This window comes from Sedimentisphaera cyanobacteriorum (genome assembly GCF_001997385.1).
In the GTDB taxonomy this organism is placed as follows: Bacteria; Planctomycetota; Phycisphaerae; order Sedimentisphaerales; family Sedimentisphaeraceae; genus Sedimentisphaera; species Sedimentisphaera cyanobacteriorum.
The window spans coordinates 663,411-688,435 of the sequence record NZ_CP019633.1 but is presented as its reverse complement, the minus strand read 5'-3'; the positions used below and the strand labels follow the sequence as shown (position 1 = coordinate 688,435).

At 45.6% G+C, this 25,025-nt stretch carries 20 protein-coding genes and 1 tRNA gene; 14 read left to right on the top strand and 7 right to left on the bottom strand.

The genetic code is table 11. The features are described 5' to 3' along the window. Nucleotides 1–21: 21 nt before the first annotated feature. The 5 genes from L21SP3_RS02630 to L21SP3_RS11890 all read right to left on the bottom strand — a co-directional run bounded on the left by L21SP3_RS02630 (nt 22) and on the right by L21SP3_RS11890 (nt 6,861). Nucleotides 22–2,016: a heavy metal translocating P-type ATPase gene (locus tag L21SP3_RS02630; RefSeq protein WP_077539212.1), complete on the bottom strand. Its 1,995-nt coding sequence runs from the start codon at nt 2,014–2,016 to the stop codon at nt 22–24. A gap of 20 nt (nt 2,017–2,036) precedes the next feature. After that, entirely contained in the window at nt 2,037–3,311 is a 1,275-nt protein-coding gene (hflK, locus tag L21SP3_RS02625) for a protease modulator HflK (RefSeq protein WP_077539211.1), read from the bottom strand. A gap of 18 nt (nt 3,312–3,329) precedes the next feature. Next, the gene (gene hflC / locus L21SP3_RS02620; RefSeq protein WP_077539210.1) at nt 3,330–4,271 is read right to left on the bottom strand and encodes a protease modulator HflC; all 942 of its coding nucleotides are present in this window, start codon (nt 4,269–4,271) and stop codon (nt 3,330–3,332) included. Nucleotides 4,272–4,315: 44 nt separating this feature from the next. Beyond that, entirely contained in the window at nt 4,316–6,367 is a 2,052-nt protein-coding gene (locus L21SP3_RS02615) for an SPFH domain-containing protein (protein WP_077539209.1), read from the bottom strand. Between the two features lie 182 nt (nt 6,368–6,549). Then, the gene (locus L21SP3_RS11890; RefSeq protein WP_123785114.1) at nt 6,550–6,861 is read right to left on the bottom strand and encodes a hypothetical protein; all 312 of its coding nucleotides are present in this window, start codon (nt 6,859–6,861) and stop codon (nt 6,550–6,552) included. Between the two features lie 88 nt (nt 6,862–6,949). On the opposite strand from L21SP3_RS11890, the gene L21SP3_RS11885 reads away from it, so the two are divergent. The 9 genes from L21SP3_RS11885 to L21SP3_RS02570 all read left to right on the top strand — a co-directional run bounded on the left by L21SP3_RS11885 (nt 6,950) and on the right by L21SP3_RS02570 (nt 15,840). Next, nucleotides 6,950–7,558, top strand: a complete 609-nt coding sequence (locus tag L21SP3_RS11885) for a hypothetical protein (protein ID WP_123785113.1) — start codon at nt 6,950–6,952, stop codon at nt 7,556–7,558. Between the two features lie 144 nt (nt 7,559–7,702). Further along, nucleotides 7,703–9,028: a DNA-directed RNA polymerase subunit alpha C-terminal domain-containing protein gene (locus L21SP3_RS02605; protein WP_077539207.1), complete on the top strand. Its 1,326-nt coding sequence runs from the start codon at nt 7,703–7,705 to the stop codon at nt 9,026–9,028. A gap of 149 nt (nt 9,029–9,177) precedes the next feature. After that, nucleotides 9,178–10,266, top strand: a complete 1,089-nt coding sequence (locus L21SP3_RS02600) for a SpoIID/LytB domain-containing protein (protein ID WP_161488067.1) — start codon at nt 9,178–9,180, stop codon at nt 10,264–10,266. After that, on the top strand, nt 10,175–11,398 hold the full coding sequence (tgt, locus tag L21SP3_RS02595) for a tRNA guanosine(34) transglycosylase Tgt (protein ID WP_077539205.1): 1,224 nt from the start codon (nt 10,175–10,177) through the stop codon (nt 11,396–11,398). The genes L21SP3_RS02600 and tgt overlap by 92 nt, the downstream gene beginning before the upstream one ends. 88 nt (nt 11,399–11,486) lie before the next feature. Next, nucleotides 11,487–12,269: a phosphoribosylformylglycinamidine synthase I gene (gene purQ, locus L21SP3_RS02590; RefSeq protein WP_077539204.1), complete on the top strand. Its 783-nt coding sequence runs from the start codon at nt 11,487–11,489 to the stop codon at nt 12,267–12,269. A gap of 140 nt (nt 12,270–12,409) precedes the next feature. Next, nucleotides 12,410–12,889 (top strand): hypothetical protein, encoded by a 480-nt coding sequence (locus tag L21SP3_RS02585; RefSeq protein WP_123785112.1) that lies wholly within the window; start codon nt 12,410–12,412, stop codon nt 12,887–12,889. Next, nucleotides 12,871–13,767, top strand: a complete 897-nt coding sequence (locus tag L21SP3_RS02580) for a mechanosensitive ion channel family protein (protein WP_077539202.1) — start codon at nt 12,871–12,873, stop codon at nt 13,765–13,767. Before L21SP3_RS02585 ends, L21SP3_RS02580 begins: the two co-directional genes overlap by 19 nt. Nucleotides 13,768–13,811: 44 nt before the next feature. Further along, complete coding sequence (locus tag L21SP3_RS02575) at nt 13,812–14,837, top strand: DUF481 domain-containing protein (protein ID WP_161488066.1); 1,026 nt, start codon at nt 13,812–13,814, stop codon at nt 14,835–14,837. 55 nt (nt 14,838–14,892) lie between these two features. Continuing rightward, nucleotides 14,893–15,840: a hypothetical protein gene (locus L21SP3_RS02570; protein ID WP_077539200.1), complete on the top strand. Its 948-nt coding sequence runs from the start codon at nt 14,893–14,895 to the stop codon at nt 15,838–15,840. Nucleotides 15,841–15,897: 57 nt separating this feature from the next. Here the strand turns inward: L21SP3_RS02570 and tkt are convergent, their stop codons facing one another. After that, the gene (tkt, locus tag L21SP3_RS02565) at nt 15,898–17,889 is read right to left on the bottom strand and encodes a transketolase (protein WP_077539199.1); all 1,992 of its coding nucleotides are present in this window, start codon (nt 17,887–17,889) and stop codon (nt 15,898–15,900) included. A 307-nt stretch (nt 17,890–18,196) separates the two neighbouring features. Here tkt and L21SP3_RS02560 point away from each other — a divergent pair. The 4 genes from L21SP3_RS02560 to L21SP3_RS02545 all read left to right on the top strand — a co-directional run bounded on the left by L21SP3_RS02560 (nt 18,197) and on the right by L21SP3_RS02545 (nt 22,235). Then, nucleotides 18,197–18,268: transfer RNA gene (locus tag L21SP3_RS02560), tRNA-Gly, on the top strand. A 134-nt stretch (nt 18,269–18,402) separates the two neighbouring features. Further along, a complete protein-coding gene (tig, locus tag L21SP3_RS02555; RefSeq protein WP_077539198.1) occupies nt 18,403–19,788 on the top strand; it encodes a trigger factor in 1,386 nt (461 codons plus the stop codon). A gap of 120 nt (nt 19,789–19,908) precedes the next feature. Then, nucleotides 19,909–21,276: a tRNA modification GTPase gene (locus L21SP3_RS02550; RefSeq protein WP_077539197.1), complete on the top strand. Its 1,368-nt coding sequence runs from the start codon at nt 19,909–19,911 to the stop codon at nt 21,274–21,276. An 11-nt stretch (nt 21,277–21,287) separates the two neighbouring features. Beyond that, nucleotides 21,288–22,235 (top strand): hypothetical protein, encoded by a 948-nt coding sequence (locus tag L21SP3_RS02545; protein WP_077539196.1) that lies wholly within the window; start codon nt 21,288–21,290, stop codon nt 22,233–22,235. 10 nt (nt 22,236–22,245) lie between these two features. Here the strand turns inward: L21SP3_RS02545 and L21SP3_RS02540 are convergent, their stop codons facing one another. Then, the gene (locus L21SP3_RS02540; protein WP_077539195.1) at nt 22,246–23,355 is read right to left on the bottom strand and encodes a hypothetical protein; all 1,110 of its coding nucleotides are present in this window, start codon (nt 23,353–23,355) and stop codon (nt 22,246–22,248) included. 245 nt (nt 23,356–23,600) lie between these two features. On the opposite strand from L21SP3_RS02540, the gene L21SP3_RS02535 reads away from it, so the two are divergent. Continuing rightward, nucleotides 23,601–25,025 (top strand): UTP--glucose-1-phosphate uridylyltransferase, encoded by a 1,425-nt coding sequence (locus L21SP3_RS02535; protein WP_077539194.1) that lies wholly within the window; start codon nt 23,601–23,603, stop codon nt 25,023–25,025.

The window sequence follows — 25,025 nt, the reverse complement described above, 5'->3', positions numbered from 1 at the left end:
CACAAATTAGAGCAAGTGTGATTATTCATTATTTTTTTCTCCCGCATCAGTAATTTTATCACGTGCTATAACAGCTTCGTGTGTGTCAAAGTATTCGCCGTAGCGTACTAAGCGGGCACTGTTGAAAATTACAAAAAGTGAACCGACAAAATGAAGCGGGGCTGCAAGCGCTGCTGAAACAATGCCTGAAAGGGTAAGAGCAATGCCTATAACAATAAACAGACTCCCGAAAAGCAGGTTCTGAGTGATAACTGTTCTTGTTTTTCTTGACAGATTCACCAGAAATGGAAGCCTTTCAAGGTCGTTGTTCATCAGGGCTATAGATGCTGAACTGATAGCCACATCACTGCCTGCTGCTCCCATTGCGATCCCCAAATCGCCTTCAGCAAGAGCAGGGGCATCATTGATTCCATCTCCGATTACCGCCACAACGTGGCCCTCATCTCTGATTTTCCTAACGATTGAGAGCTTGTCCTGCGGCAGGCAGCTTGCCCTGAAATCGGTACAGCCAAGCTCCGATGCTACCCTGTTGGCAACTTCCTTACGGTCGCCTGTAAGCATAGTGATTCTTTTGAGCCCTGAATCGAGCAGCTTCTTTACAGCCTCTCTGGCCTCAGGCCTTGTTTTATCCTGCATACCAATCCAGCCCATGCAAACCCCGTCTTTCGCTATGTAAAGGGTGCTGAAGCCTTCTTCTTCGTGAAGAGCCGGATCAGATACAGCAGAAAGATCGATGCTGCTGTCTTTGAGGAAGCTGTCTCTTCCAATAAGCACCTTGCTTCCCTCAACAGCTGCCTGAACGCCCTTGCCGGGAACTTCTTCAAAGTTCTCGCTTTCCTGCAGAGAGACGTTGGCCTCTTTAGCAAGCCCCATCAAAGCTCTTGCTGCCGGGTGCTTGCTCATTTTTTCAGCAGATGCTGCTGTTCGAAGCAGGTCTGCCGGTTCCACCCCTTCAGCGGGTTCGAGCTTTGTTACATAGAGCCGGCCAGTGGTCAATGTTCCTGTTTTATCAAACACCATTGAACTGAGTTTTCCGGCAATTTCCAGATCGGCAACATTTTTGACAAATATACCGAGCCTCGCTGCGGCCGATATTGCTGCCACCATAGCAGTAGGCGTGGCGAGAATAAGAGCACAAGGACAGGATACAACAAGAACCGCTATAGACCTGTCGAGGTGTTTTGTGAAAAACCAAGCGATTGCTGCTATCATAAGGATCGTTGGGATATACCACTTTATGTATTTATCCATAATCCTCATAATAGGGATTTTGGTTTTCTCGGCCTGCATTATCAGCTCCTGCACCTTGCCGAGAGTTGTCTGGGAGCCTACCTTGGTAACCTTAACATCAATTCCGCCGGTAAGGTTTGTTGTACCTGCAAAAACCTGCATCCCGGGCACTTTGTCCACAGGCAGAGACTCACCTGTGATAGTGGCCTCGTTTATGCTTGTAAGGCCTGATATCACTTCTCCATCTGCCGCTACATTATCACCCGGGCGGATTCGTATTACATCATCCTTGCTGAGCTCAGAAACCTTAACTTCCTTCTCGTTTCCGTCTGATTCTAACTTTACCGCTCTCTTGGGCGTAAGCTTTATCAGAGATTCGATTGAGGCTCTTGCTCCAAGAGCGGTTCTCGTTTCCATCAGTTCGCTCAGAAGCAGGAAGAAAGATACGATACCGGCCTCTTTATACTGGCCTGTTGCAAATGCAGCAATAATCGCAAGCGCAACAAGCTCATCCATATGCATATGGCCTTTGATGATATTTTTCACTGAATGTATTATCACAGGAAGACCGAGCAGAATTGCGCCGAACATTGCACTGAGTTCAACAACCGGGCTGTCTGCACCGTAAAGGAAAGGCAGACCGCTGAGATAGCTGTTCAGCAGCAGCACTCCGCCGGCCAAGGTAGCAATCAGTGCAAGGCTCACTCTGCGAACCCTTCCGGCTTCCTTGAGCCCGTCCTGACTTTCAAACTCTAATTGTTCTATATGAAGGTGGTCATGTGCCATTGTAGATTGCGCCTTATTTATTACTGATTGCCATTCTGGTTTTCATCACTGCCGCTTTTTTTATCTTTAATCGAGGGGTTTCTGCTAATCAGTACCCTGAATTCTCTGTCTTTGCCCTGTTTAGCGGGCTGTACGATAATCTTTTCGTCAACAGTGTCCAATATTTGTTCCATATTATCCTGATAGATTCTTTCTATCACAAGCTCAGGCCTCTTTCGGTATTCAGGGAGCAGCTGACTGAGGTAGTTAGCGTTTGCCTTGGCGGTTTCTATAACCTTAGTCTTGTAAGACCGTGCCTCGCTGAGATTCTTGCTGGCCTGACCAGTAAGGTCTGAATAAGCCCTGCGGATTTCAGCCTCTGTGGAGCTCTCATCAAGAAGGACCTTCAGCGATTCTTCCGCTCTCGGGCCGCCCGCTTCATTGAGTGTTTTCTCGTAGTAAGTCCAGGCTTCGGTTTCAATGCTGCTGCGGTTCTGGCCGGCCTTTATTGAAGCAAGGAAGGCCTGGTCAACCTGACGCGGCCAGGTTATTTTGAGTATCTGCATATCGCGAACTCTTATACCTGTTGAAAGCTCTCGGAGCCTTTTCTGAACTCGAGCAGTAACTTCCCTTGTGATATTCGATTTTGATGTTGTAACCGCCTGATCGATGCTGTATTTTGCCAGCGTTCGCACTATTGCGTCATCTGCAACAGTCGTAAGCAGAGGCTCAACGCTTTCAGAAATCACATCTCTGTAAAGCTCTCCAGGCCTAACCGAGCGAACCTTCACGTTTCTAAAGAATGCGTAAGGGTCGTCTTCAATAGTCCAGTTGAGCTGCCATTTGCAGTGCACGATGTTGTAGTCGGTTGCGAGCTGGTCTTCATAGCCCTGAACCTCTTCATTGCGTGTGAGGCAGTAGCCGTCTCTTATCGGATTGAGAGTTTGTCCTGGCCTGCTGCCCTGTTCAGGATCGAAATACCAGAAATCATCGATTTCAAGCTTCTGTGTGGCAGTTACGGGTATTTTAACAATCTCATCAATCGGGTAAGGAAGCGCCCAGTGAAGTCCGGGCTCTTTAAGGGAAGTTCCTGAGGCATCACGAACAACCTTCCCTAAACGAAGAACTATTGCCTTTTCATTCTTTTCTACTGTATAAACACCCGAAGCAAAGAACAGGATTATGAGCACAATCATTATAAGCTTCAAAACAGCAAAGCTCAGTTTCAGCGCATCTGCAAGTGCTTTGCTGCCTGAATCCATGTCGGCTGTAATATCCTGCTGATTTTCAGGGTTTTTGTTTTCTATTTCATTCATCAAGACAGCTCCGAGAATTTACTTTTCTTTGTTTTCACTATCTTGCTTAGATGCCTTCGAGTCTTTCGGTTTGGAAGACTCAAGTTCGGGCACCTCACGAAGCAGTTTCATTGGGTCAGTCTCTGCCCCGAGAACAACAGTTGACCTGTTCTCAAGAATTTTGGCAAGAGCTTCCAGATCTCTTAAATACATGGCAAGTTCGGGGTCGTCCTGAAGCATTTTGTAATATTTTGCTGCTCCTGCATCACCCTCACCTTTAATCGCAATCACGCGGGACTCGACAGCTGCCAGAAGCTGCTGCTTTTTCTTATCGGCATCAGTTCTGATTCTCGTTGCGGTAGAGCGGCCTTCTCCAAGGATGTCTTCTTTCTTGCGCTGCCTGTCGGCACGCATTCTCTCAAAGACAGCCTCTGTAACCTCTTCATTGAGTTCAAGCTTCTTAATCCCTACAGATGCAACTGTAATCCCGTACTCATCTTCGGTGGATTCCTTGAGAGCCTGAAGCAGTTCATTCTCAATCTGCTCAAATTTTATTTTTTCAGGATCTGTGTTAACAAACTCGCTGAAATAATGCTTCCCGACCACCGCGTTGGCATGATTTCGAAGCTGGCTCAAAAGAAACTTCTGCACCTCTCTGTCAGTGGAAACCCTCTCGAAAAACAGCTGAGGCTGAGAAATCTGCCATATCATATAAGGGGTGATGATAACAGGCTCCCCGCCTTTGGTTGTAGTTTCCTCCTGCTGGCCTTCAAAAACCTGCAATCGGGAATCGAATTTATGTACAACATCAAAGGGCGTAGGAAGTTTGAAGTAAAGCCCAGGCTCGGTTTTTTCAGCTATTGGTTTTCCGAACCTCGTTATCAATGCAGACTCTGTTTCCCTGACCTGATAGCTGCACAGCTTGAATCCAAGCAGCACTACGATTGCTGTTACAAGAATCAGCTTTGGTAATCTTCTCATTTTTATTCTGCCTTAAACACCTTAGTATCAATATTCAATTTCAATTATTCTTCAGGAAGCTCTAAGTCGTATATATCGGGGTTGAGTTTCTGTTTGAGATCAACAATCATAACCTCACTGTCTTGCTCGCCGGAAACTACAATATACTTGCGCACATCTTCAAGAGACCTTTCCAGAGTAAGCAGCCTTTCATTCTGCAGATAAATCTTCGGAGCAGCCTGATAGGCCTTGAGCTGGCTCTTGAACCTCTCGCCGGAGGCTTTAGACAGCCGCTTCTTCTTAAAGGCATACTGCTCTGCATCAAAGATCTTTTCTGCTATCTCCCCGCGTGCATCAAGGAAGGCATTATCAAGCTCGGCAAGCCTCTGTTCCCTGACAGACTCGGACAACTGGTCTTTTTCCTGCTCGTAATCTGAGAGCTTCTGATAAAGACTGTTAACCTGTTCGAGAGAACCGCCAAGCTCAGTAAGCGTTTTATTTCTTTCAGCAAGCGCTGAAAGGATTGATTGCTGCCTCTGCTGCACAGCTCCTATAACCTCTTCGTAATCTGAGGCCACATCCAGAGGCGGGTGGATACCCTGAAGGCCGACCGTTACAATTTCAACGCCGAGGCCGAGCTCATCAGCTCTTGACTGTATTATTTTAGTGAGCTTCTCGCTTGCCTCTTTCCTGCCCGCTCCAAGCACGCTTTCATCGTCTTGAATATCACCGCCGAATATGTTGGTTTCAAGCTTTGCACTTGCCATATAGCGTGCAATCTCTCTATACGATACGTTTTTAAGGATAGTTTCGGGGCCTTTATGGTTGTACAGGAATTCATACAGGTCGTTCACCCTGTACTGAACCGGTACCGCAGCGACTATCAAACTTACCGGCGGGGCGTCTTCATTGCTTATAGCCTCTGAGGATTCAGTGGCAACTATAAGGCGTAATTCAACCTCTTGATGTTTCTGACCCCATAGAAGGGGCTTTTTAACGATCTCATCGGTTTCTTCATTTATCTCAGGGGCATTCATAATGCCGATGTTTAGCTGCTGTATTCTCTCGGTATCGTGTATGTAAGCCTTGTCGAAAGGTGCAGGCCATTTAAGATGCATACCAGGGCCAACAATTCTTCTGCCGTTGTCTGTAGAGCCGAGATGCTCTATAGCGGCCTTTTTCCCAGGCCCTACTACCACAAAACAGCTCATCAGATACATACACAAAATAAGCAGGAGCATAAGAGGGAGAATCGCCTTCTCAAGAAGACGATAAAACCAAGTCTGGGACACCTTAAATCCAAACTGATAATCAATCGTGCTGGCTGCGGTATGCAGCATACTTCCCGGCTGGCTGATTATACCAAGCAGGCGGCTGTCTAATCCGGGCCTGTGATAAGCACCTTTGATTCTCGGGCGATAGATATCCAGCACAGTATTCAAAACCGTCTCTGCACCAAAAGCAAGCATTACTACAGGTATAAGCCAGCTTGCTATTAAAACGGGCAGTTCGTAGTGAAAGAAACTGATGCCCAGGGCTATTGCTGTTATGAGCGAGGCGGCTGAGGAGGAAATCAGATAACTGCCTCCCGCCCTTAGCGGCTGCCAGTCTTTCTCTGAGGACATCCCCGAGGCGTACTTTGCAAGAAGGAAGCTTGCAAACCATGCAACTATCATTGCTGAAGCACCTGCAAGCGGATTCCTGCCGACTAATTCCAATCCTTCTCTGAGTTTTGATATGAGCCAGAGGCCAATCGCAATGCTGTAGGCCGCTGATAGAATTGAAAAAACTATACCTCCCCACCGCTCAAATATCTTGAACCTCTTACGGGCAGCAGAAAACATCGCCTGTCTCTGCTGTGAATCCTGAAAAATCGTCTCATCCTGTGATTTCAGGATAGCTTCATCGCGTTTTTCACGCTCTGCCAGTCCGAAGTTGTGGTAATAGACAATTAAGTACAGCCATATAATTGCTGCACCGAGAAGATGCCAAGCTATAAACTGCACCGGAAGGATGCTTGTAATAATACCGGTAAGCAGGCATCCCAAAAAGCCTATCAATGACAGGATCATTCCGCCGAGAGCAACGTTCATCGCCTTTCTGGAGGAGTCTTTCATTTTATTTCCTGAATGTTATAATTATTTTTGTTATATAAAAATGGCTAACTGAAATTGTTTAAAACAGTTTTTTAAAGAAACCGTATAAAAACGCAGTGGCAAAAATCAACTTGATGCTTTACTTAAAAAGCAAAATCGTATAAATTTACCGCTTGCAAAGGGCGAAAGTTTATATTATACAATCAAAAAATCAACCTTGTTAAATTTAATTTTAGGATTTTATAAATGTTCATAAAGCTTTTCACTATAGCTAAAAACACGTTCGTAGAAACGCTCAGGCAGCCTGTTTTTTCGATTATTCTTTTAATCTGCCTTATTATGCTGCTTATAAGCCCTTCCTTAACAATGTTTACGATTGACGATGATAACAAACTCTTGCGAGAAATTTCGTATTCTACGATTTTTATCTCGGGGTTGTTCATAGCAGTATTTTCCGCATCAGGTGCGATAACGCAGGAGTTGGAATCAAAAACCGCTGCAACAGTTTTGAGCAAACCCGTTTCCCGGATAACATTTGTTCTTGGTAAATTTTTCGGAATATCCGGAGCTGTTGCGCTTTGCCACTTTCTCAGCACCGCGGTAATGATGATGATTATCAGGCACGGAGTTCTCCAGACCGCCAGAGATGAGATAGACTGGACGGTATTAACCGCCCTTTCTGCGATATTCCTGCTGGGAATAATCGTTGGGGCCTTGGCAAACTATTCGTGGGACTGGAACTTCGCCTCCACTGCAATTATCACCTCGTCAATCACAGCAGCAGCGGCATTCATTGCCCTTAGCTTCATAGATAAGCAATGGCAGTTTAACCCTGCTGAAAACAACTTCTCCGCATTTGACCTTTACAGTTCCACCCTGATTTTCTTGGCAATTATTGTTCTGGTATCCCTTGCAGTGCTCTTTTCTACCCGCTGCAATATGGTGCTGACTTTGCTTTTATGCATCGGCGTGTTTCTTCTCGGCTTAGTAAGCGACTACATATTCGGACGGTTCGCTGGAGAAAATGTCTTCGCAAAAATCGCCTACGCAATAGTGCCAAATCTCCAAGTATTCTGGATCAGCGATGCAATATACTTAGACAGCAGTGTTCCTTTCAAATACGTACTCAAATGCGGTGCCTATTCTTTCAGCTATGCCGCTGGCGTAATTGCGATTGCAGCATCATTTTTCCAGAGAAGGGAAGTTGGATAGATAACAAGTACAATCCTGCCTCAGAGGCTTACAAAACGGTTGCAAAAGATTGACGGCTTATTATAATCAATCGCAATATTGTTTATAATTGAAGAAAGAAAAGAATTTCGTTATCAGCGAATAATTAACAGGCGAAAACAAAATATGCAAGAAAACACTGAAAAAATTTGGAACAGCTTATTCTCCTCTAAAACCGCACCTACTTTAGAGGACTACCAGAAAGTCAACCTCTCGGTAAACAATTCAGAGCGAAACAAAATGAAGTTTGTTGAGAAGGTTGATGAAATTGCTGGCAGCAGTAAAAAGAATTCTGCTTTGAAGGCAGGAATAGGGTATTGCATCGCAGGCAGATACAAAGACGCTATAGAAAGCCTCGAAAAGGCCGGAGATTCGGGAATCAAAAACTACTGCATTGCCAAGTCTTACTTAGGAGTAGGCAGGAAAGCCGAAGCGGTTGACCATTTTCAGAAAGCAGTTGATGAGATAGACAACCCCACGGTTGCCGAGCTTGAGAGGATTAAAGTACTTATAGACGGAAGCGACTACCGCTCCGCAGAAAATGCGCTCAAAAATCTTTCGAAGGTTTTAAAAGGCAAAAATGCAAAGTATCACTGCGTTTACGGTAATCTATACGATGCACAGGGGGAATTTGACAAGGCTGCAAGGGAGTATGAAAAGGCTCTGGATATAGACCCTGCACATGAGCAGACTCTCCTGAGCTTCGCCTATATGCTCGACCTGCACGGCAATCCAGCTCAGGCCATAAAGCTCTACAAGAGGATCGCCGAGAGCAATCCGATAAGCGTAAATGTGCTTTTGAATATGGCCGTGATCTACGAGGACAATGGAGAATACGAAAATGCGGCAAACTGCGTTGACCTTATCCTGAAGTACTACCCAAACCACGAACAGGCAAGGATGTACAAAAAGGACATTGAAAGCTCGAGAAATATGCTCTATGATGAGGAGCAGGAACAGAGAAAGAGCACAAGAAGCAGGATTCTAGAGAAGCCTATCAGCGAATATGAGCTTTCCGTGCGAAGCAGAAACTGCCTCAAGAAGATGGACATAAACACTATAGGCGACCTGCTCAGAATAAGCGAGCAGGAGCTCCTTTCTTACAAAAATTTCGGTGAGACAAGCCTTACAGAAATAAGAGCCATCCTCGAAAGCGAAGGCTTGAGACTCGGGCAGTTCAACGAAGACGGCACCGAAAACACATCTCAGAAAGCCGAAACAGAGAAGAAAAAGGCTGATAACGAACTGCTCTCCAAGCCCGTTTCAGAGCTTGAGCTTTCAGTAAGGGCAAGACGAGCTATAGACAGGCTCAGCCTTCAAACATTCGGCGAGGTGGTTGATAAAACTGAAGAAGAACTGCTTAACTGCAAGAATTTCGGTGTTACAAGTCTTACCGAGATTAAAGAGAAGCTGGCAAAATACAATCTTACACTGAAACAATCTGAAGAATGATTCCCTGCGGGAAAATAAAGAAAACCTTCAGGCTGCTTTTATACTGCAGCCTGTTTTTTTGCATACTAAACTTTCAAAGCTGCAAACCCAAGCCAAAAGATTTCAAGTCTTTGCGGGATGAGTTTGAGAGTAAAGGCAAGGATTTAAAAGTGCTTCTGACAAAATCAGAAAGCATCGAGATAAACTGCGAAGGGAGTTTTCAGCTTTGCGATATCAGCGGTGATAAGATTGTGATGTTTCAAAAATCCCCCTCGAATATAGCTCTGCACTTCGAAAACGGAGTTATAAATGCCGGCGGCAAGGCGAAATTCGAGTCAGGGATAGAGCTTTACACTCATAAAAAAAGTTTCTCGGTAAACGGAAGGAATTATCGCGGGCGGCTTAAAATAATCCCTTATCCTGAAAGCGAAAGAATTGCGGCGATTAATGAAATACCTCTCGAACTCTATTTGGCAGGGGTAATATCTTCGGAGGTGCCGGCAAGATGGCCTGATGAAACCCTAAAGGCACAGTCTGTGGCCTCGAGGAGCTACGCCCTTTTTCAGGCAAATCAACGAGAAGATGAAAACTGGCACTTGAGAACTACTCAGGCAAACCAGGTTTATCGGGGGATTGAGGCAGAAGAGAAAAAGATTTGGAGAATTCTTCTCAAAACCCAGGGCGAAGTTCTTCTCGTGCAAAACAGCGAGGACATTCTGCCGGCATACTTCAGCTCAACCTGCGGCGGGGCAACTTTCAAGGCTTCAGAAGTTTTCGGCGGCGAGGATTTCAGTATAGTAGGAGTAGAATGCCCTTACTGCAAAAAATCAGCAAAAAAGGACTATCTCAATTGGCCGGAATTTGAAATCAGTCTCAGCGAGCTCAGGAAAAAACTTGTCAGCAACTATTCTTCAATGAAAAAGCTTGGAAAAATAAAGGATATCCGCCCTGCCGAAACTCTCAAGAACGCAGGCTTTGAAAAGATAACTAAAGTTCGAATTATTTGCGAAAACGGAGATGAAACCCTCAGAGCTGAAGACCTTCGCCTAACGGCCGACCCTACGGGCATAAAATTTCGCAGCACAGTATGCAGGCTTGAAATACGAAACGGGACACTCAAAGCAGCAGACGGCAAGGGATTCGGACACAATGTGGGTATGTGCCAGTATGGAGCAAAACAGATGGCCGTCGAGGGGAATAATTACAGACAGATACTCAAACACTATTACCCTGAAGCAGTTCTTGAAAGGATTTACTGAGTTGGGCAAAGTTTTTGAAGTTAAATCCAAAGATGAATTTTCTCATGCCAGAACGGGCGTACTAGAAACTGCCCACGGGGAAATAGAAACCCCCGTGTTTATGCCTGTTGGGACAAGAGGAAGCGTTAAAGGGCTTACGCCGGAACAGATTACCGAAACAGACTCTCAGATTATTCTGGCCAACACCTACCATATGATGCTCCGCCCGGGAGCGGATATTGTTGAAGAACTGGGCGGCCTGCATAAACTTATGGCTTGGGATAAACCCATACTAACCGACAGCGGAGGCTATCAGGTTTTCTCCCTGAGCACCCTCAACAAAATAACCGACAGCGGCGTTGAGTTTGCAAGCCACATCGACGGAAAGAAATATATCCTCGGGCCGGAAAGCTCAATCGAAATACAAAACAAACTCGGGGCTGATATTATAATGGCATTCGATGAATGCACCCCGTTTCCCTGCCCTGAAGAGAGACTGAAAACAGCAGTAAACAGAAGCATAAGATGGGCGGAGCAAAGCCTCAAATCCCACAAAAGAGATGATCAGCTGCTTTTCGGTATAGTTCAGGGCGGGATAGACCTCGCCCTTCGCAGCGGATGCGCAGAAGGGCTGGTATCAATGGGTTTCCCCGGCTATGCAATAGGCGGGCTGAGCGTTGGCGAAGGGCATAAAAATATGATTGAAACAGTTAACCACACCGCTACTCTGCTTCCGGAGGATAAACCAAGATACCTTATGGGAGTGGGTATGCCGCCGGATATAATTGCAGCTGTTAAAGCTGGGGTGGATATGTTCGACTGCGTACTCCCCACACGAAACGGCAGAAACGCCTTCGCCTTCACCCAATCGGGAGCTGTAAGGCTTAGAAACTCAATACACACTAAAGACAGCTCACCTATAGAAAATAACTGCGACTGCTATGCGTGCAGAAATTTTTCCAGAGCTGCAATCAGGCACTTCTTCAACGTAGGCGAGATGCTCGGGCCTACTCTTGTATCAATACACAACATTCGTTTCTTCCAGCGGCTCATCGCTTCTATAAAAGAGAGAATAAAAGACGGAAGCTTCTCAAGCTGGGCAGATAAGCAGGTGGAGAAGTACCAAAAATGCGGTCTGTGCCGTGATTTTTAAAAGCTCGGTTTCAGTTGAAAACTTGAATAAAAGCGAGCCGAAGATATAATCTTTCTTTGGATAAGCATTGATAAACTACAGGAAAAATATGAGTAAGATGAATGGCTTAGTTCTGCGGGCAGCAGGGATTAACTGCGATGTAGAAACAAAATACGCACTTGAGCTTGCAGGCTTTAAGGCCGAGAGAGTACATATAAACGAACTGCTGAAAAACAAATCGATGCTCGAGGAAAACCATATACTTGTTTTCCCGGGAGGCTTCAGCTATGGAGACGACGTGGCAGCAGGCAGAATTCTGGCAAACCAGATTGAGCATCATTTGTATGAAATAATTGAAGAATTTGTGGGAGCGGGCAAACTGGTTCTTGGAATCTGCAACGGCTTTCAGGTGCTTGTTAAATCCGGTCTTCTTCCTGCCTCACCCCAAATCGGCTGCAGGAGCGTGAGCATAACGCACAATGATATCCCCCAATTCTACGATAATTGGGTATATCTCCAGCCCGGCACAGAAAAATGCGTTTTTATAAATCCTGAGCAGAGGATATATTTGCCAATGGCACACGGGGAGGGGAAAGTTGTTACAAAAGATGCAAGAACACTGAAAGCTCTGCAGAAAGACGGGCATATTGCTTTCCGCTACGTGGATAAAGACGGCAAAACAGGCGATTATCCAATCAATCCCAATGGAGCTGTGGATTCCATTGCAGGCCTTACTGATTCCACAGGAAGGGTTCTCGGTCTGATGCCGCATCCGGAACGATTCATAAGACGAATACAGCACCCGCAATGGACTAGGCTGCCGGAGAATATTGAAGCGGACGGGATGACAATTTTCAACAATGCCGCTGAATACGTCCAAAATAATCTGTAACCTTACTGCAGGAATGATACTAAGCAGTCTGTATAATTGGAAAAACGGAAAGAGACAATTTGTTAAATGCTGCCGAGAAAATGTGAGAATAGCTTAGCAGCTGAAGACTGAAAGACTTTAAATTTAATGGGAGTTTTGGTTTGAAAATGTTAGAGTGCAAAGTTATGCGTAAAATGCTTGCGCTGGTGCTGATAATTTCAGCAGGCGGATTTTGTGCTGACACTCAGCCCCCGCCGAAAGAGATTAGCGAATACAAAATTGACAGTGCAGGCACATTTACAGCTTCCAAACCAGACATCTCGATTTCCAACCTCGAAAGCCTCCTAAAACCTCTTAGAAAAACACAGCTCGAAAAGGAAGCTGAAGGCTGGATGGAAATTCTTCAAAATAATGTGCAGCAGATCTCGGCTGCAGAGATTAGCGATGCCCCGCCGGAAGAGATTTCAAAGCTTCACGAGCAGAGAACAGATATAATTGACCGCCTCTTGAGGGTATTGGAAGAGCTGGAGCAAAAAGGCGGCGACATTGAAGAATACAAAAAATACATCTCTGCGGTTTCCAAAGCCAATGTTGATGTTTCGGATGTAAACGGGACATCAAAATGCTTATTAACTGGCTGAAATCTCCAAACGGGGGAATACGCTGGGGGATTAGGCTCGCTTCTTTTCTGGCAGTCCTGATTGCATTTTATATTTTAGCGGCCGTCGCAGGAGGAATTGTAAGGCGTGCTGCCCAAATGAACAAAAAGGCTTCTGAACTGCTTCGCAACTTCTTCGTGAATATTGTTAAGAAGACGGTAATTATAGTCGGCTGGGTAGTTGCTCTTTCTTCGCTCGGACTGAACGTTGCCCCGCTGATCGCAGGTATTGGGGCTGTCGGCTTTATTGTTGGTTTTGCGCTGCAGGGTACTTTGAACAATTTCGCCGCTGGGATAATGATCCTGCTTCACCGCCCATACGATGTGGGAGATGTTGTTAATACTGCCGGCGTTTCGGGAGTGGTAGAATCAATGAGCCTTAACACAACAACGATAAAAAGCTTCGATAATCAGATAGTTGTTGTGCCGAACGGTTCTATCTGGGGCGATGTGATAACAAACGTTACAGGAAGCGATATAAGGCGTGTGGATATGGTCTTCGGAATATCCTACGATTCGGACATCTCAAAAGCTCAGCAAATACTTCTGGAGCTTGTAAAATCGCACAGCCTCGTTCTCGAAAGCCCTGAGCCGAATATTCAGGTGCATGAGCTGGCAGATTCATCAGTAAATCTGATCTGCAGACCGTGGGTTAAAACCGGCGACTACTGGGCAGTTTACTGGAATCTAATGCGCTGTGTAAAAGAAGAGTTTGATAAGGCGGGTATAAGCATCCCGTTCCCGCAGACAGATGTGCATCTTTACAGCGAAGCGAAAAAGAATAAAAATGAACCATCTGAAAAAAACAGTCAAAAACCTTCTGATGAGCAGAACTCATCAGGAATGGAAGAAGAGCAGTAAGGCTCTTTATAATCCGCTAATTTTAACGTTTTATGGGGAAACTTATGAAAAGATTACTAACAATAACGGCCTTGATTCTGTTTGCAGCAGCAGTAAATGCAGATGTGGTGTATTTAAGCAATGGAGACAAGATCAGCGGGACGGTAAAAACTGTTACCGGCGGAAAGCTGAAAATCGCCTCAGAGCTTGCAGGGGATATAGAGATCCCTCTGGAAAATGTTTCATCCTTTGAAACTCAGGAGCCTGTGGAAATGCATCTCGAAGACGGAAGCACGCTCAATCAGCCCGTAAAAAAAGGATCAAAAGGCTACATACAAACCAAAGAGACAGAGCTGCTCAAGCCGCAAAAGCTGAAGGTTGATTCAATATCCTCTGTAAATCCGCCAGCCCCTGAGAAACCAAGGTGGAAGGGGAGCATTTCAGGCGGCGTAGCCGTGAGCAATGGAAACACAGACAAAACAGACTACAATCTAAGCGCTTATATGCAGAAACGCACAGAGCAGGACAGAATTACCCTCTCGGCAGATTATGCTCAAAGCGAGCAGACAGATGAGGATACCGGCGAGGAAACCACTACAGAGGAATGGTGGAAGACAAGGGCAAAATTCGACTATTTCTTGAGCAAGAAGCTTTATGCGTTCCTTGATGGACGATACGAAACCGACAAAATCGCAGACCTCGACCGCCGGGTGCTTATAGGCAGCGGTCTTGGTTATCAGTGGATTGAAACGCCTGCAATGAACTTCTCGACAGACCTTGGTGTGGCCTCGAGATACGAAAAATATGACAATGAGCCCGACAGCAATACCGAGCTTTCAGGACAGGCCAGCTATCATTTTGATAAGCAGATGCTGGACAATCTGATGTTTATTCATGAGCTCACATTTTATCCGAGCTTCGAGAGCTTGAGCGATGAATATTACGTTTCCACTTTCGCCCAGTTTAAATATCAGATGACAGATTCAATTTTTGCAAGCTTCAAATCTATTCTTGATTATGATAAATCTCCTGCCGCCGGGACCGAAAGTACAGACACCAAATATATGTTTAGCGTAGGCATGGACTTTTAATAATGGCAGACTTTAAGCATCAGTGCTTTCATCTAAAACCTAAGAAAGGACAATAATGGCCGGTTCGGAAAATCTCAAAAAAAGAACAGTGGTTACTGCATGTGATGATGGATATCTATGGGGTGCGTTTCTGCTGACCGCATCATTGCGGAGGTTCAATGTGGACTGCGATATAAACGTAAGAGGCTTCGGGCTATCCAGCTTATCAGCCTCTCTGCTTGAACAATTCGGCAGAGTAAATCTTATTCAAGACGGCAAAGATATGGCCTTCAACGGCAAGATAGCTGCATTAAAAACAGCAAATGAAGGCTCTGTAACTTGGATGGATTCAGACTGTATGGTAAACGGAGATGTTACCGACTATTTGAACGTTCCTGAAGACGGCATAAGAATACGCTTTAGAAGCAAAGAAGAAAACGTGCATCGCTTCAAAGAAGATTACCAGCCAGGGGAAGCTCCGGGCAGCCTTCCAAGCCTTTATACAGATAACTGGCAGGAGGATATAGGCGAGCTCCGCGAGCCCCGCACGGAATCAGCTGCTTCCAACTGCGCTTTTACAATAGACGCTTCCAGAATGGATTTTGTAGAAAAATGGAACAGCTTTATGCAGGAGATAAGAGACAGCGGCAAACAGTCTCCGGCATATTCGCTCGGGCTTAGCGGTAAGAGAATGAGCGATGAGCTCGCACTGAACGCTTTGCTTGCATTCGCTGAGGATGCCCCAGAGATTCATCCCCACCTTCTCTCAAACGACCCTAAAGCCCTTGTAGTACATTTCTACGAACGGAAAAAGCCTTGGGTAATTTGGACAGACTCTCAGATAAGACATTATCCGCTTGTAATCGATACCCTTGAGTGGGTAAAACAGCAGGGATTTGAACTTCCGCCAAAACTACCATGGACTTTTTGTAAATCCCTTAAGCCCGCAGCATACGGTTCTTCGCAGCTTTTTAAGGCGTACAGCGAGTTTAAGAAAGCTGTCAAAAAAATAATAGGAAAATAAAAAAAGCCCGAGGCAGCTAATGGCTTTCCCCGGGCTTTGTCTGCTTATTTAGTGAAGCTATAATTTGCTTTTCACGGCTTCAACTGCCGCCTGAGCGGTTATTCCGAAATGCTCGAAGCACTGATTGCACGGGGCACTTGTGCCGAAGCCTTTCATACCGATGAAAATGCCTTCTTGGCCGATATATTTGCGCCATCCCATCTCAACGCCAGCCTCCATTGCGATTCTTATCTTAATCTCAGGACTGAGGACAGAGCGTTTGTAATCTTCATTCTGCTGCTCGAATATCTCCCAGCTCGGCATACTGACTACCCTTACTTGAATCCCATCATCTGCGAGTTTGTCGACAGCCTCAAGGGCTTTTTCTACCTCAGACCCGCTTGCAAATATTATCGCCTGAGGATTGTCAGGACAGTTGAGTGTGTAAGCACCTTTCAATGCCCCTTCGGCCGGCGCATATTTCATTCTGTCCAAGGTTGTAAGCTTCTGCCTTGTTAAAAACATAGCCATAGGCCCGTCATTGTGAGTAAGGGCATACTTCCATGCCATAACTGTTTCGTTTGCATCTGCAGGACGGAAACATGTAAGACCGGGCATTGCCCTGAGCGAAGCAAGCTGTTCTACAGGCTGATGTGTCGGGCCGTCCTCGCCCACTCCAATGCTGTCGTGAGTGAATACGTATATTGAAGGATACCCGCTTACAGATGCCACCCTCAATGAACCCCGCATATAATCGCTGAAAACGAGGAATGTTCCGCCGTAGCAGCGAAGAGGCTTGGTTAGGGATATGCCGTTTAGGATTGCCCCCATTGCATGCTCGCGAACGCCGTAACGGATATATCTGCCGTTTGGAGCATCCTTTTGGAAATTAACCATATCAGGGAAGTCGGTGTTGTTGGAGGGGGTAAGATCAGCAGAACCGCCAAGAACCAGAGGCATCTTTGGCATAAACCCTGCAATAGCCTTTCCAGAAGCTTTCCTTGAGGCAAGGGCCTCCCCTGCTTCAAATTCAGGGAGCACATCATCAAGATTGACCGGCAGACCGCCTTTCATAGCCTGCTCGTATTCTTCGGCAAGTTCGGGATATTTTTCTTTGTAGCTGCGGAAGAGTTCGTTCCAGTTTTTCTCGAGCTTTTCGCCCTTGTCAATACAGCCTCGCATATATTCGTTCACTTCTTCAGGGATATGGAAATGCTTTTCCGGATCCCAGCCGTGGTCGGATTTCATCTGGCTAATCTCATCCTCGCCCAGCGGAGCGCCGTGAGATTTGCTTGAACCGGCAAGGGTTGGTGCGCCGAATCCGATCTTTGTCTGGAGCTTTATCATGCTCGGCTTGCCTTTGCATCTCTTTGCATTCTCCAGAGCTTGGCCAATCTTATCTAAATCGCCCCCGTCTCCGCTCACTTCCTGCACGTCCCAGCCGTATGCCCGGAACCTTGCAGCCACATCTTCTGTGAAGGAAAGGCCTGTATCTCCATCAATTGTGATGCTGTTGTCGTCATAAATCAGCACGAGGTTATCAAGGCCGAGATGCCCGGCAAGCGAGCAAGCCTCGCTGGATATTCCTTCCTGCATGCAGCCGTCGCCTGAAACAACGTATATATTGTAGTCGAAGAGGTTGAAGCCATCCTTGTTGTATCTCGAGGCAAGATACTTCTGAGCGATTGCCATTCCAACACCGTTGGAAAGTCCTTGGCCCAGCGGGCCTGTAGTTGCTTCCACGCCGGCTGTTTTACCGTATTCCGGATGCCCTGGGGTTAGGCTGCCAAGCTGACGGAATCTTTTCAAATCTTCCATAGGCAGCTCGTAGCCGGTAAGATGGAGCAGTGAATACAGCAGCATAGAGCCGTGCCCTGCTGAGAGGATGAATCTGTCTCTATTGGGCCACTGAGGATTCTTTGGGCTGTGGTTCATATGCTCCGTCCAGAGCTTTACACCTAAAGCAGCCATTCCCATCGCCATTCCCGGATGACCGGATTTGGCCGCTTGAACGCCTTCTGCACTCAAAAATCTCACAGCTTCTACGCATTTATTTTCAATTTTTCCCATAAATAAATCCTGTACTTACAATATTGTATATCTAATTTCTAACCGAGAGCCAAAGAATATTTATAAGCCGGATAAATGCAAGAAAAAATATCTCCCGAATACTTAGAAAACACATTTAATAAGAGATTAAGAATATTTATTTGAGGCGGTCTGTGATACCTTACTGCTAAGCAGGCAGAAGCTGAAAAATCAGAACAGAATGAAATGCACAAGCAAAAAAAAACAAAAAATTGAAGAAAAAACTCTTGCATTCCGAAAGCTGAAATATAGAATTCTCTTTCTCTCAGACAGCAGGTTGCTGCTGAATGCGGGTGTAGCTCAGTGGTAGAGCGTCACGTTGCCAACGTGAATGTCGTGAGTTCGAATCTCATCACCCGCTTTTATGATTGACATAGTCTCGACGAGTTATCGGGCAAAGCGTTTGCCTGGCGCTGGTCGGCGGGATGTTCAGATAAGTTAAATTAAGACTGCGGACGTCTCCGCAGTCTTTTTTTTATTGAAGGGAAAATCGAAATGACAGAAGAAACAGCAAACAAACTCGATATCAACGTAACCACTGAGAAAGTTGGCCCTTGCAGGATGAAAGTTACTATTGAGGTTCCGGAAGAAACAATTAAAAAGGTTTTTTCAGAGCAGTATTCAGACTTGCAGAAAGAAGTAGTTCTTCCCGGTTTCAGGCGCGGCCGAGCCCCGAGAAGGCTCATTCAAAAGCGTTTCGGCACCGAGATTGAAGAGCAGGCAAAGCTCAAGATCCTTTCAGACTGCACACAACAGGCCCTTGAGGAAGAGAACTTGGACACTTTAGGCGAGCCGGACATAGACCACGAAAAATTGGAACTGCCTGAGGAAGGCTCTTTCTCATACGATATTAAGGTAAATATTCGTCCTGAAATTGAACTGCCGGAGATTGAAGGCATCGAAATCGAAAAGCCGGTACACAAAATGGATGAAAATTTCGTTGACAATCAGCTCGAACAGATTCAGAAGAGGTTTGCTGAATGGGTAGACAGAGATGAAAATGAAGCGATTGAGAAAGACGACCAGATAATCGCTGATATTGAGATCACCCCGGATGGCGAAGAGCCGGTTACTGCGGAAGATTCTGAGCTGTTTGTTTCAAGCGGGCAGGGATTTGCAGGCAAGGTGCCAGTGGAAGATCTCGATAAACTGCTTGAAGGAAAGAAAATCGGGGATGAGGCTGAAACCGAAACACAGGTGCCCGAAGATTTCTTCAACGATCAGTTCAAGGGCAAGAAGTGCAGGGTTAAGATCGAAATCAAAGAAATCAAATACCAGAAGATGCCTGATCTCAATGATGAGTTTGCCGAAAAAATCGGGATGGAGAGCATGGACCAACTGAAGGAACGTATTATCGAATACGGCAAGCAAGACGCTGAAAGAAGAACCAATTCAGCTCTCCATGAGAATGTTCGTAATTATCTGCTTGAGAACTGCGATTTTGAGCTTCCTGAAGATATCGTTTCCGAACAGGCAGATTCTGTGATGAAGCGGGAATACTCAAGACTGATGATGCAGGGCTACGGCGAAGAAGAGCTCAAACGTCAGCTTGAGCAGATTCAGGCCAGAAGCAAAGATAACGCAAAGAATATGCTGAAATCCGTTTTCATAATGAATGCAATTGCTGATAAGTACGATATTAAAGTAACGCCCGAAGAGATAAACGGCTACATCGCACAAACCGCCGCTCAGCAGCAGAGAAGGCCTGAAAAGGTTCGTGAAGAGCTGGCCAAAGACGGTTCTCTTCAGGAATTCAATATGCAGGCAAGAGAGCAGAAGTGCCTTGAAAAGATTATCGAAAAAGCAAACATCAAAGAAGTGTCGCCGGAGGAAAATGAAGACGAAAAACAGCAGGACAGCAATCAGGACGATGCAGAATAAGCTGTAACACACGCAATTTTACGGGGAAAGTCTGAAATAAGGCTTTCCCCGTTTTAATTTGAGCAGAGTTAGATAAAATATATGCAGTCTTGCTAACTTTTGCTTCAGGATACAGCAGTAATGTATGATATGAGAGATACGATATGCGCATTAAGCAGCGGCGGTGTTGATGCGCCAAGACATATAATCAGGCTCTCCGGCTCTGAATGCAGAACGGGCATTGCCGAACTCGGCATAAAAAAAACTGCCGAGCAGGGTGTTGAGAAACGTGATATCTTTTTGAGCTTCAATGATAGGAAGCTGAGATTTTCGTCATTTGTATATTCATTCCCTGAAGGGCGCTCATATACTCTGGAAAGGCTCATCGAAATCCACGTACAAGCCCCCCTGCCTGCGGCGGAAGAAATAATCAGCGTTCTAACGGCGGTCGAAGGGATAAGGCTTGCCGGCCCAGGCGAATTTACATACAGGGCATTTATGAACGGAAGGCTCAGCCTCGCACAATCAGAGGCGGTTTCTCAGATTGTATCGGGGAGCAGCAGGTATCATATTCAGGCTGCCCAGAAACTTATGAAAGGCGATTTGACAATCCGCCTTGAACAAATAAAAAATTCTATTGTTGAGCTTCTCGGCTTATTTGAGGCGGGACTTGATTTTTCCGGTGAAGATATCGTGTTTATTCAGCCCGAAGAGGCAAAAGAAAGAGCCGAACAGATCAAGAAAACTCTCAGAGAAATCATCGAAAACAACCTCGCATACGAAAGGATGCTTGGGCTTGCTTCTGCTGCAGCTGCGGGACTGCCTAATGCGGGAAAGAGCTCGCTTGTTAATGCTCTTCTCGGCTGCGACAGGGCTATTGTTTCAGAGCAGAAGGCCACAACGAGAGATATTTTGAGTTCTGTATGCCAGCTTGAATATCAGGACTGCATTTTGAGCGACTGTGCGGGCATGATGGCCGGTTCGTTCGCTGATGAAATTGATCAGGCCGCTCAGGAGCTTGCAGGCGAATATATACTGTCTTCAGATTTAATCCTCTTTTGCGTTGAATCGGGCAAGGCATGCTATGAAGATGAGAAAAGGGTGTTTGATAGAATAAGGCAAAAAAATATCCTCGGCGTTGCGACAAAATGCGATTTGGCAGGCAGCAAAAGGCAGATGGAGGAAATTTTCGGAATTAGATTTGTGGAATTCAGCATTAAGCAGCCTGAAAAATTGCAGATTTTGAAAACTGAAATCCAAAGCCGACTAAGCGAACTTAGCCCTGCAGGCGAGCAGATCACCGCAGTAAACAAACGGCACAGGGATTCAGTTTTTCAATGCCTTGAAGATTTAGACAAGGCTGCCGAGCTTTTTGCTCAAGGCGATGAGGAGCTGGCAGCTCTTTGTCTGCGAGAAGGCTACAGCAAGATAGCAGATATTGACCAGCAGAAGGAGCTTGACGAGAGAGTTTTGTCGAGTATTTTTCAGAATTTTTGTATTGGCAAGTAAGGACGCTTCAATTGGAGATAATATTTTCAGGTACAGGATACAGCTCTTCGATAAATGTAAAATCATTTTCTGCGGCCAGAAACATTCAAATCCTGCAATCGGCAAAGGATGTAATTTACAACTGCAACAAAAACCGCAACGAGGACAAATCGCCTCTGCGTGATTTTCCTTACAATCAGGACAACTTTGACTGGATAGAAAAAATCTCTGAGGAATATAAGGTAAGAGGGAAAAAACTGCTTATCATTGCAGACTCAAAAGAGATTGGGCAGATAAAAGCCTTATCTGCCTACAGCAAATTCCACTCGATCAGCCTCAAGGCCAAAAGCCTTGAGCAGACTGCCGAGCAAGCAGGAAAATTTACAGCTGAAAACCCGCAGTCCGGCATTATATTCATCCCGGCCGCCGCCAGCGATAGCGCCCCTGCCCTGCTCGAAAAAATTTCCAACCTTGATTCGCAAATTTTTGTATTCTCAGAAAGCATTTCAGATGACATTAAAAACCTCGAGAGCAAAAAGATCGTTTTAAAAAAGATGAGAATCTTCAGCCCTCTCGGGCTTCCAGGACTTCTTGCCGGGGAATTTATGCAGCTTGATATAGGGCAGCTCCTTTCAGGCGCAAGAAAGATAGACAGCTTCCTCGGCAGAGAAGCCCCGCAAAAAAACCCGGCAGCAATTTTTGCATCAGTAATTTATCACAGCAGACCAGAGAAAAACGGGCTGAAATTTGGGTACAGTGAAAACAGCCTTCATGGAATCTGTGAAATGTGCAAGGCCTTGATGGGCAATAATTTAACCAGAAATGCAGGAAATCCGCTTACCTTTTCCTTTGGTATCGGCGAAACAGAGCAAAGTGATATAAGGCTCGTGATTGATGAGCTAAGCGAATACAAACTTGGTATGCTGATTTATTTCCTTCAGACAGCTTCAACTATGCTCAAGGAATTCTCGAATCTATGACAAGAGAGCCTTAAACCTGATTTTGTTCGGTTTGATTTTCTTCGTTTTTCTTGTCCATGCAGATACTAGTGAACCAGCCGCCCCAAACACCGAGACACCCGTAAATTATAAACTGCATTGGAAGCACGGCAGTCATCGGAGAACTGAAGTAGCTCGGAGGCAGAAACTTGTTTACAGTTTCCAGAGTAGAATCTTTGGCAAGCAGAACATAAGTGAAAAATGCGGCTACCGCTACCGAAAGATATAAAATTTCTACTGAAGATTTGAAATGTTTTCTCACAAGAAATGCTGCTATTCCGAAGCCGGCAATCAGGCCGAAAGCTATCTGCTGAGGCAGAGGCTGGTGATGTACAATCCCGAAATTTTCTACAGGCAGCATAATTCCCAAGACAAGATATCTTGAGATAATATAACCTGCTATCGAACATACAGCAAGAGGCACAATGAAAGCCTTTTCTGTCCAGTTGAACATTACTTCAGGCTGCGGTGTGTGCAGTCTTTGTGAACCGAAAAGCTTTGCAGTTAAGAAGCTGCCGTAATGGGCGGCAATCACAACGGCAAGCCAGAAGAAAATCTCCCAGCGGAAAGAGGTATATACCTGTGCCTGCTGCTGAGCAGTGCTGCTGTACATCAGAAGACTGCTGAGCTGACCAGTTCTCAGCCCCCAGAGGCCAAAGCCGGTTAATGCTGCGAGACTCCCATACATCGGGCTTGAAGCCCAGCCTAAAGCGCAGCCCGCCATCCCCGCAAGGAAAGAGGCCGCTATAAGCAGGATTGAATTCTGGAAGGTTAGCGTTCCTCCAATGAAACAGATCGCATCAAACTTACTGCTACCGGCGGCAACAGGCCAGAGAAGCATTCCAATCGCCACCATCCCCGTAATACACACAAGGATCATTCGGAGCTTATTGACAACCTTTAGCTCACTAAAGAAAACTATAAAAAACATTGCTATAAAAGCGCCTACAACCTTGCTTTCTGCAAAATTGTATGAAACAGCGAAAGGATCGGAAACAGCCCTGTTATATACAAAAATTCCGGCAACTGCCAAAATCAAAAGCGCAGCTGCTGGGTAGATTACATTCTTAAGATTTATTTTGGTTGTATCTGTATCAATCATTTTGAAGCCCTGACTACATTTTCAATTAGGCAGCTATTTTATTCGAAGATGATAAAAATAAAAGAACAAAGGCAGGAATTTATTGAGTGTGTAAACAAAAAAACGTTTAAATATAGTTTTTATGCCCTCATTGAAACCTCAAAGCGAGAGTCAATTTTTGGCTTTTTTTGGGTGTTTATTTTTATATAATAACCCACGATTTGGAGCCGGCAAACTTTAGCTATAACAATTATGAGGTTTAATCGATGAGCATAACAGAGAGGTACGAAAAACTAAAAAACCAACTTAACCAGATTGGCCAGGAGCATCTTCTTCGGTTCTGGGAGGAACTGGAAGAAACCAAAAAGGAAAAGCTGCTTAGAGATATTGAACAGCTTGAGTTTGAAAATATACCGAGCTGGGTTGAGAAATACGTAAAGCAGGAATATTCGGTAGAGATTCCCAGCAAATTCGATCCCGCTCCTTATTTCAAGGCAGAGCCCCCAAAAGGCCAAGAAGAAACTTACGCGGATGCCAAAGCGGCTGGCGAGGATTTGATTCGTGAAGGGAAGGTCGGGGCTTTTGTAGTGGCAGGCGGACAGGGAACGAGGCTCGGCTTCGGCGGTCCGAAAGGCTGCTATCCTGTTAGTCCGGTAAAAAACAAAACTCTTTTTCAGATATTTGCAGAAACAATTATCTTTGCAAGCAGGAAATACGGGGCAAAGATACCGTGGTATATAATGACAAGCCCTCTAAATCACAACGCAACTGTTCAGGCATTTGAAGACAACAACTACTTCGGCTTAGACAAAAACGATGTGTTTATGTTCGAGCAGGGAACAATGCCTAACTTTCAGTTTGACGGGAAGATTTTCCTTGCAGAAAAAGATGAAATCGCCAAGAGCCCCGACGGCCACGGGGGAAGCCTTAAGGCCCTCTATGCTAGCGGAGCCGTGGCAGATATGAACAGGCGCGGAATCGAACATCTGAGCTATTTTCAGGTGGACAATCCCCTTATCCAGATTATAGACCCTCTATTTATCGGTCTGCATGCCAAGGCAGACGCAGAGATGTCTTCAAAGACTCTGATTAAGGGGTATCCGAAGGAAAAGGTTGGCAATTTCTGCCTTGTAAACGGCAGAGTGAATGTAATTGAATACAGCGACCTGCCTGATGAAGAGGCAGAGAAGAAGAATCCCGACGGAAGCCCTGTTTTCCAGCTCGGGTCTATAGCAATTCACATCATAAGCAGAAGCTTCATCGAAGATATAAACTCAGAAGGCTTTGCACTGCCCTTCCATAAGGCAGTAAAAAAGATTCCTCATGTAAACGAAGCGGGCGAGAAGATTAAACCCGAGGAGAAAAACGGAATCAAACTCGAGACGTTCGTATTTGATGCGCTTCCTATGGCTGGAGAATCAGTGATACTCGAAACGCTCAGAGAGGAAGAGTTTGCTCCCGTTAAGAATAAGGAAGGCGTTGACAGCCCTGCGGTAACCCGAGAAATGATGACCGAACGAGCGGCCAAATGGCTTGAGGCTGCAGGCGTTGATATTCCCCGCAATTCCGAAGGCAAAGCAGACTGCGTTATTGAGATGAGCCCTCTTTTCGCAGCCTGCATCAATGATATAATAGAGAAGAAGAGCGAACTGCCCAAATTTGAAGCGGGCAAAACTTACTATTTAGAGTAA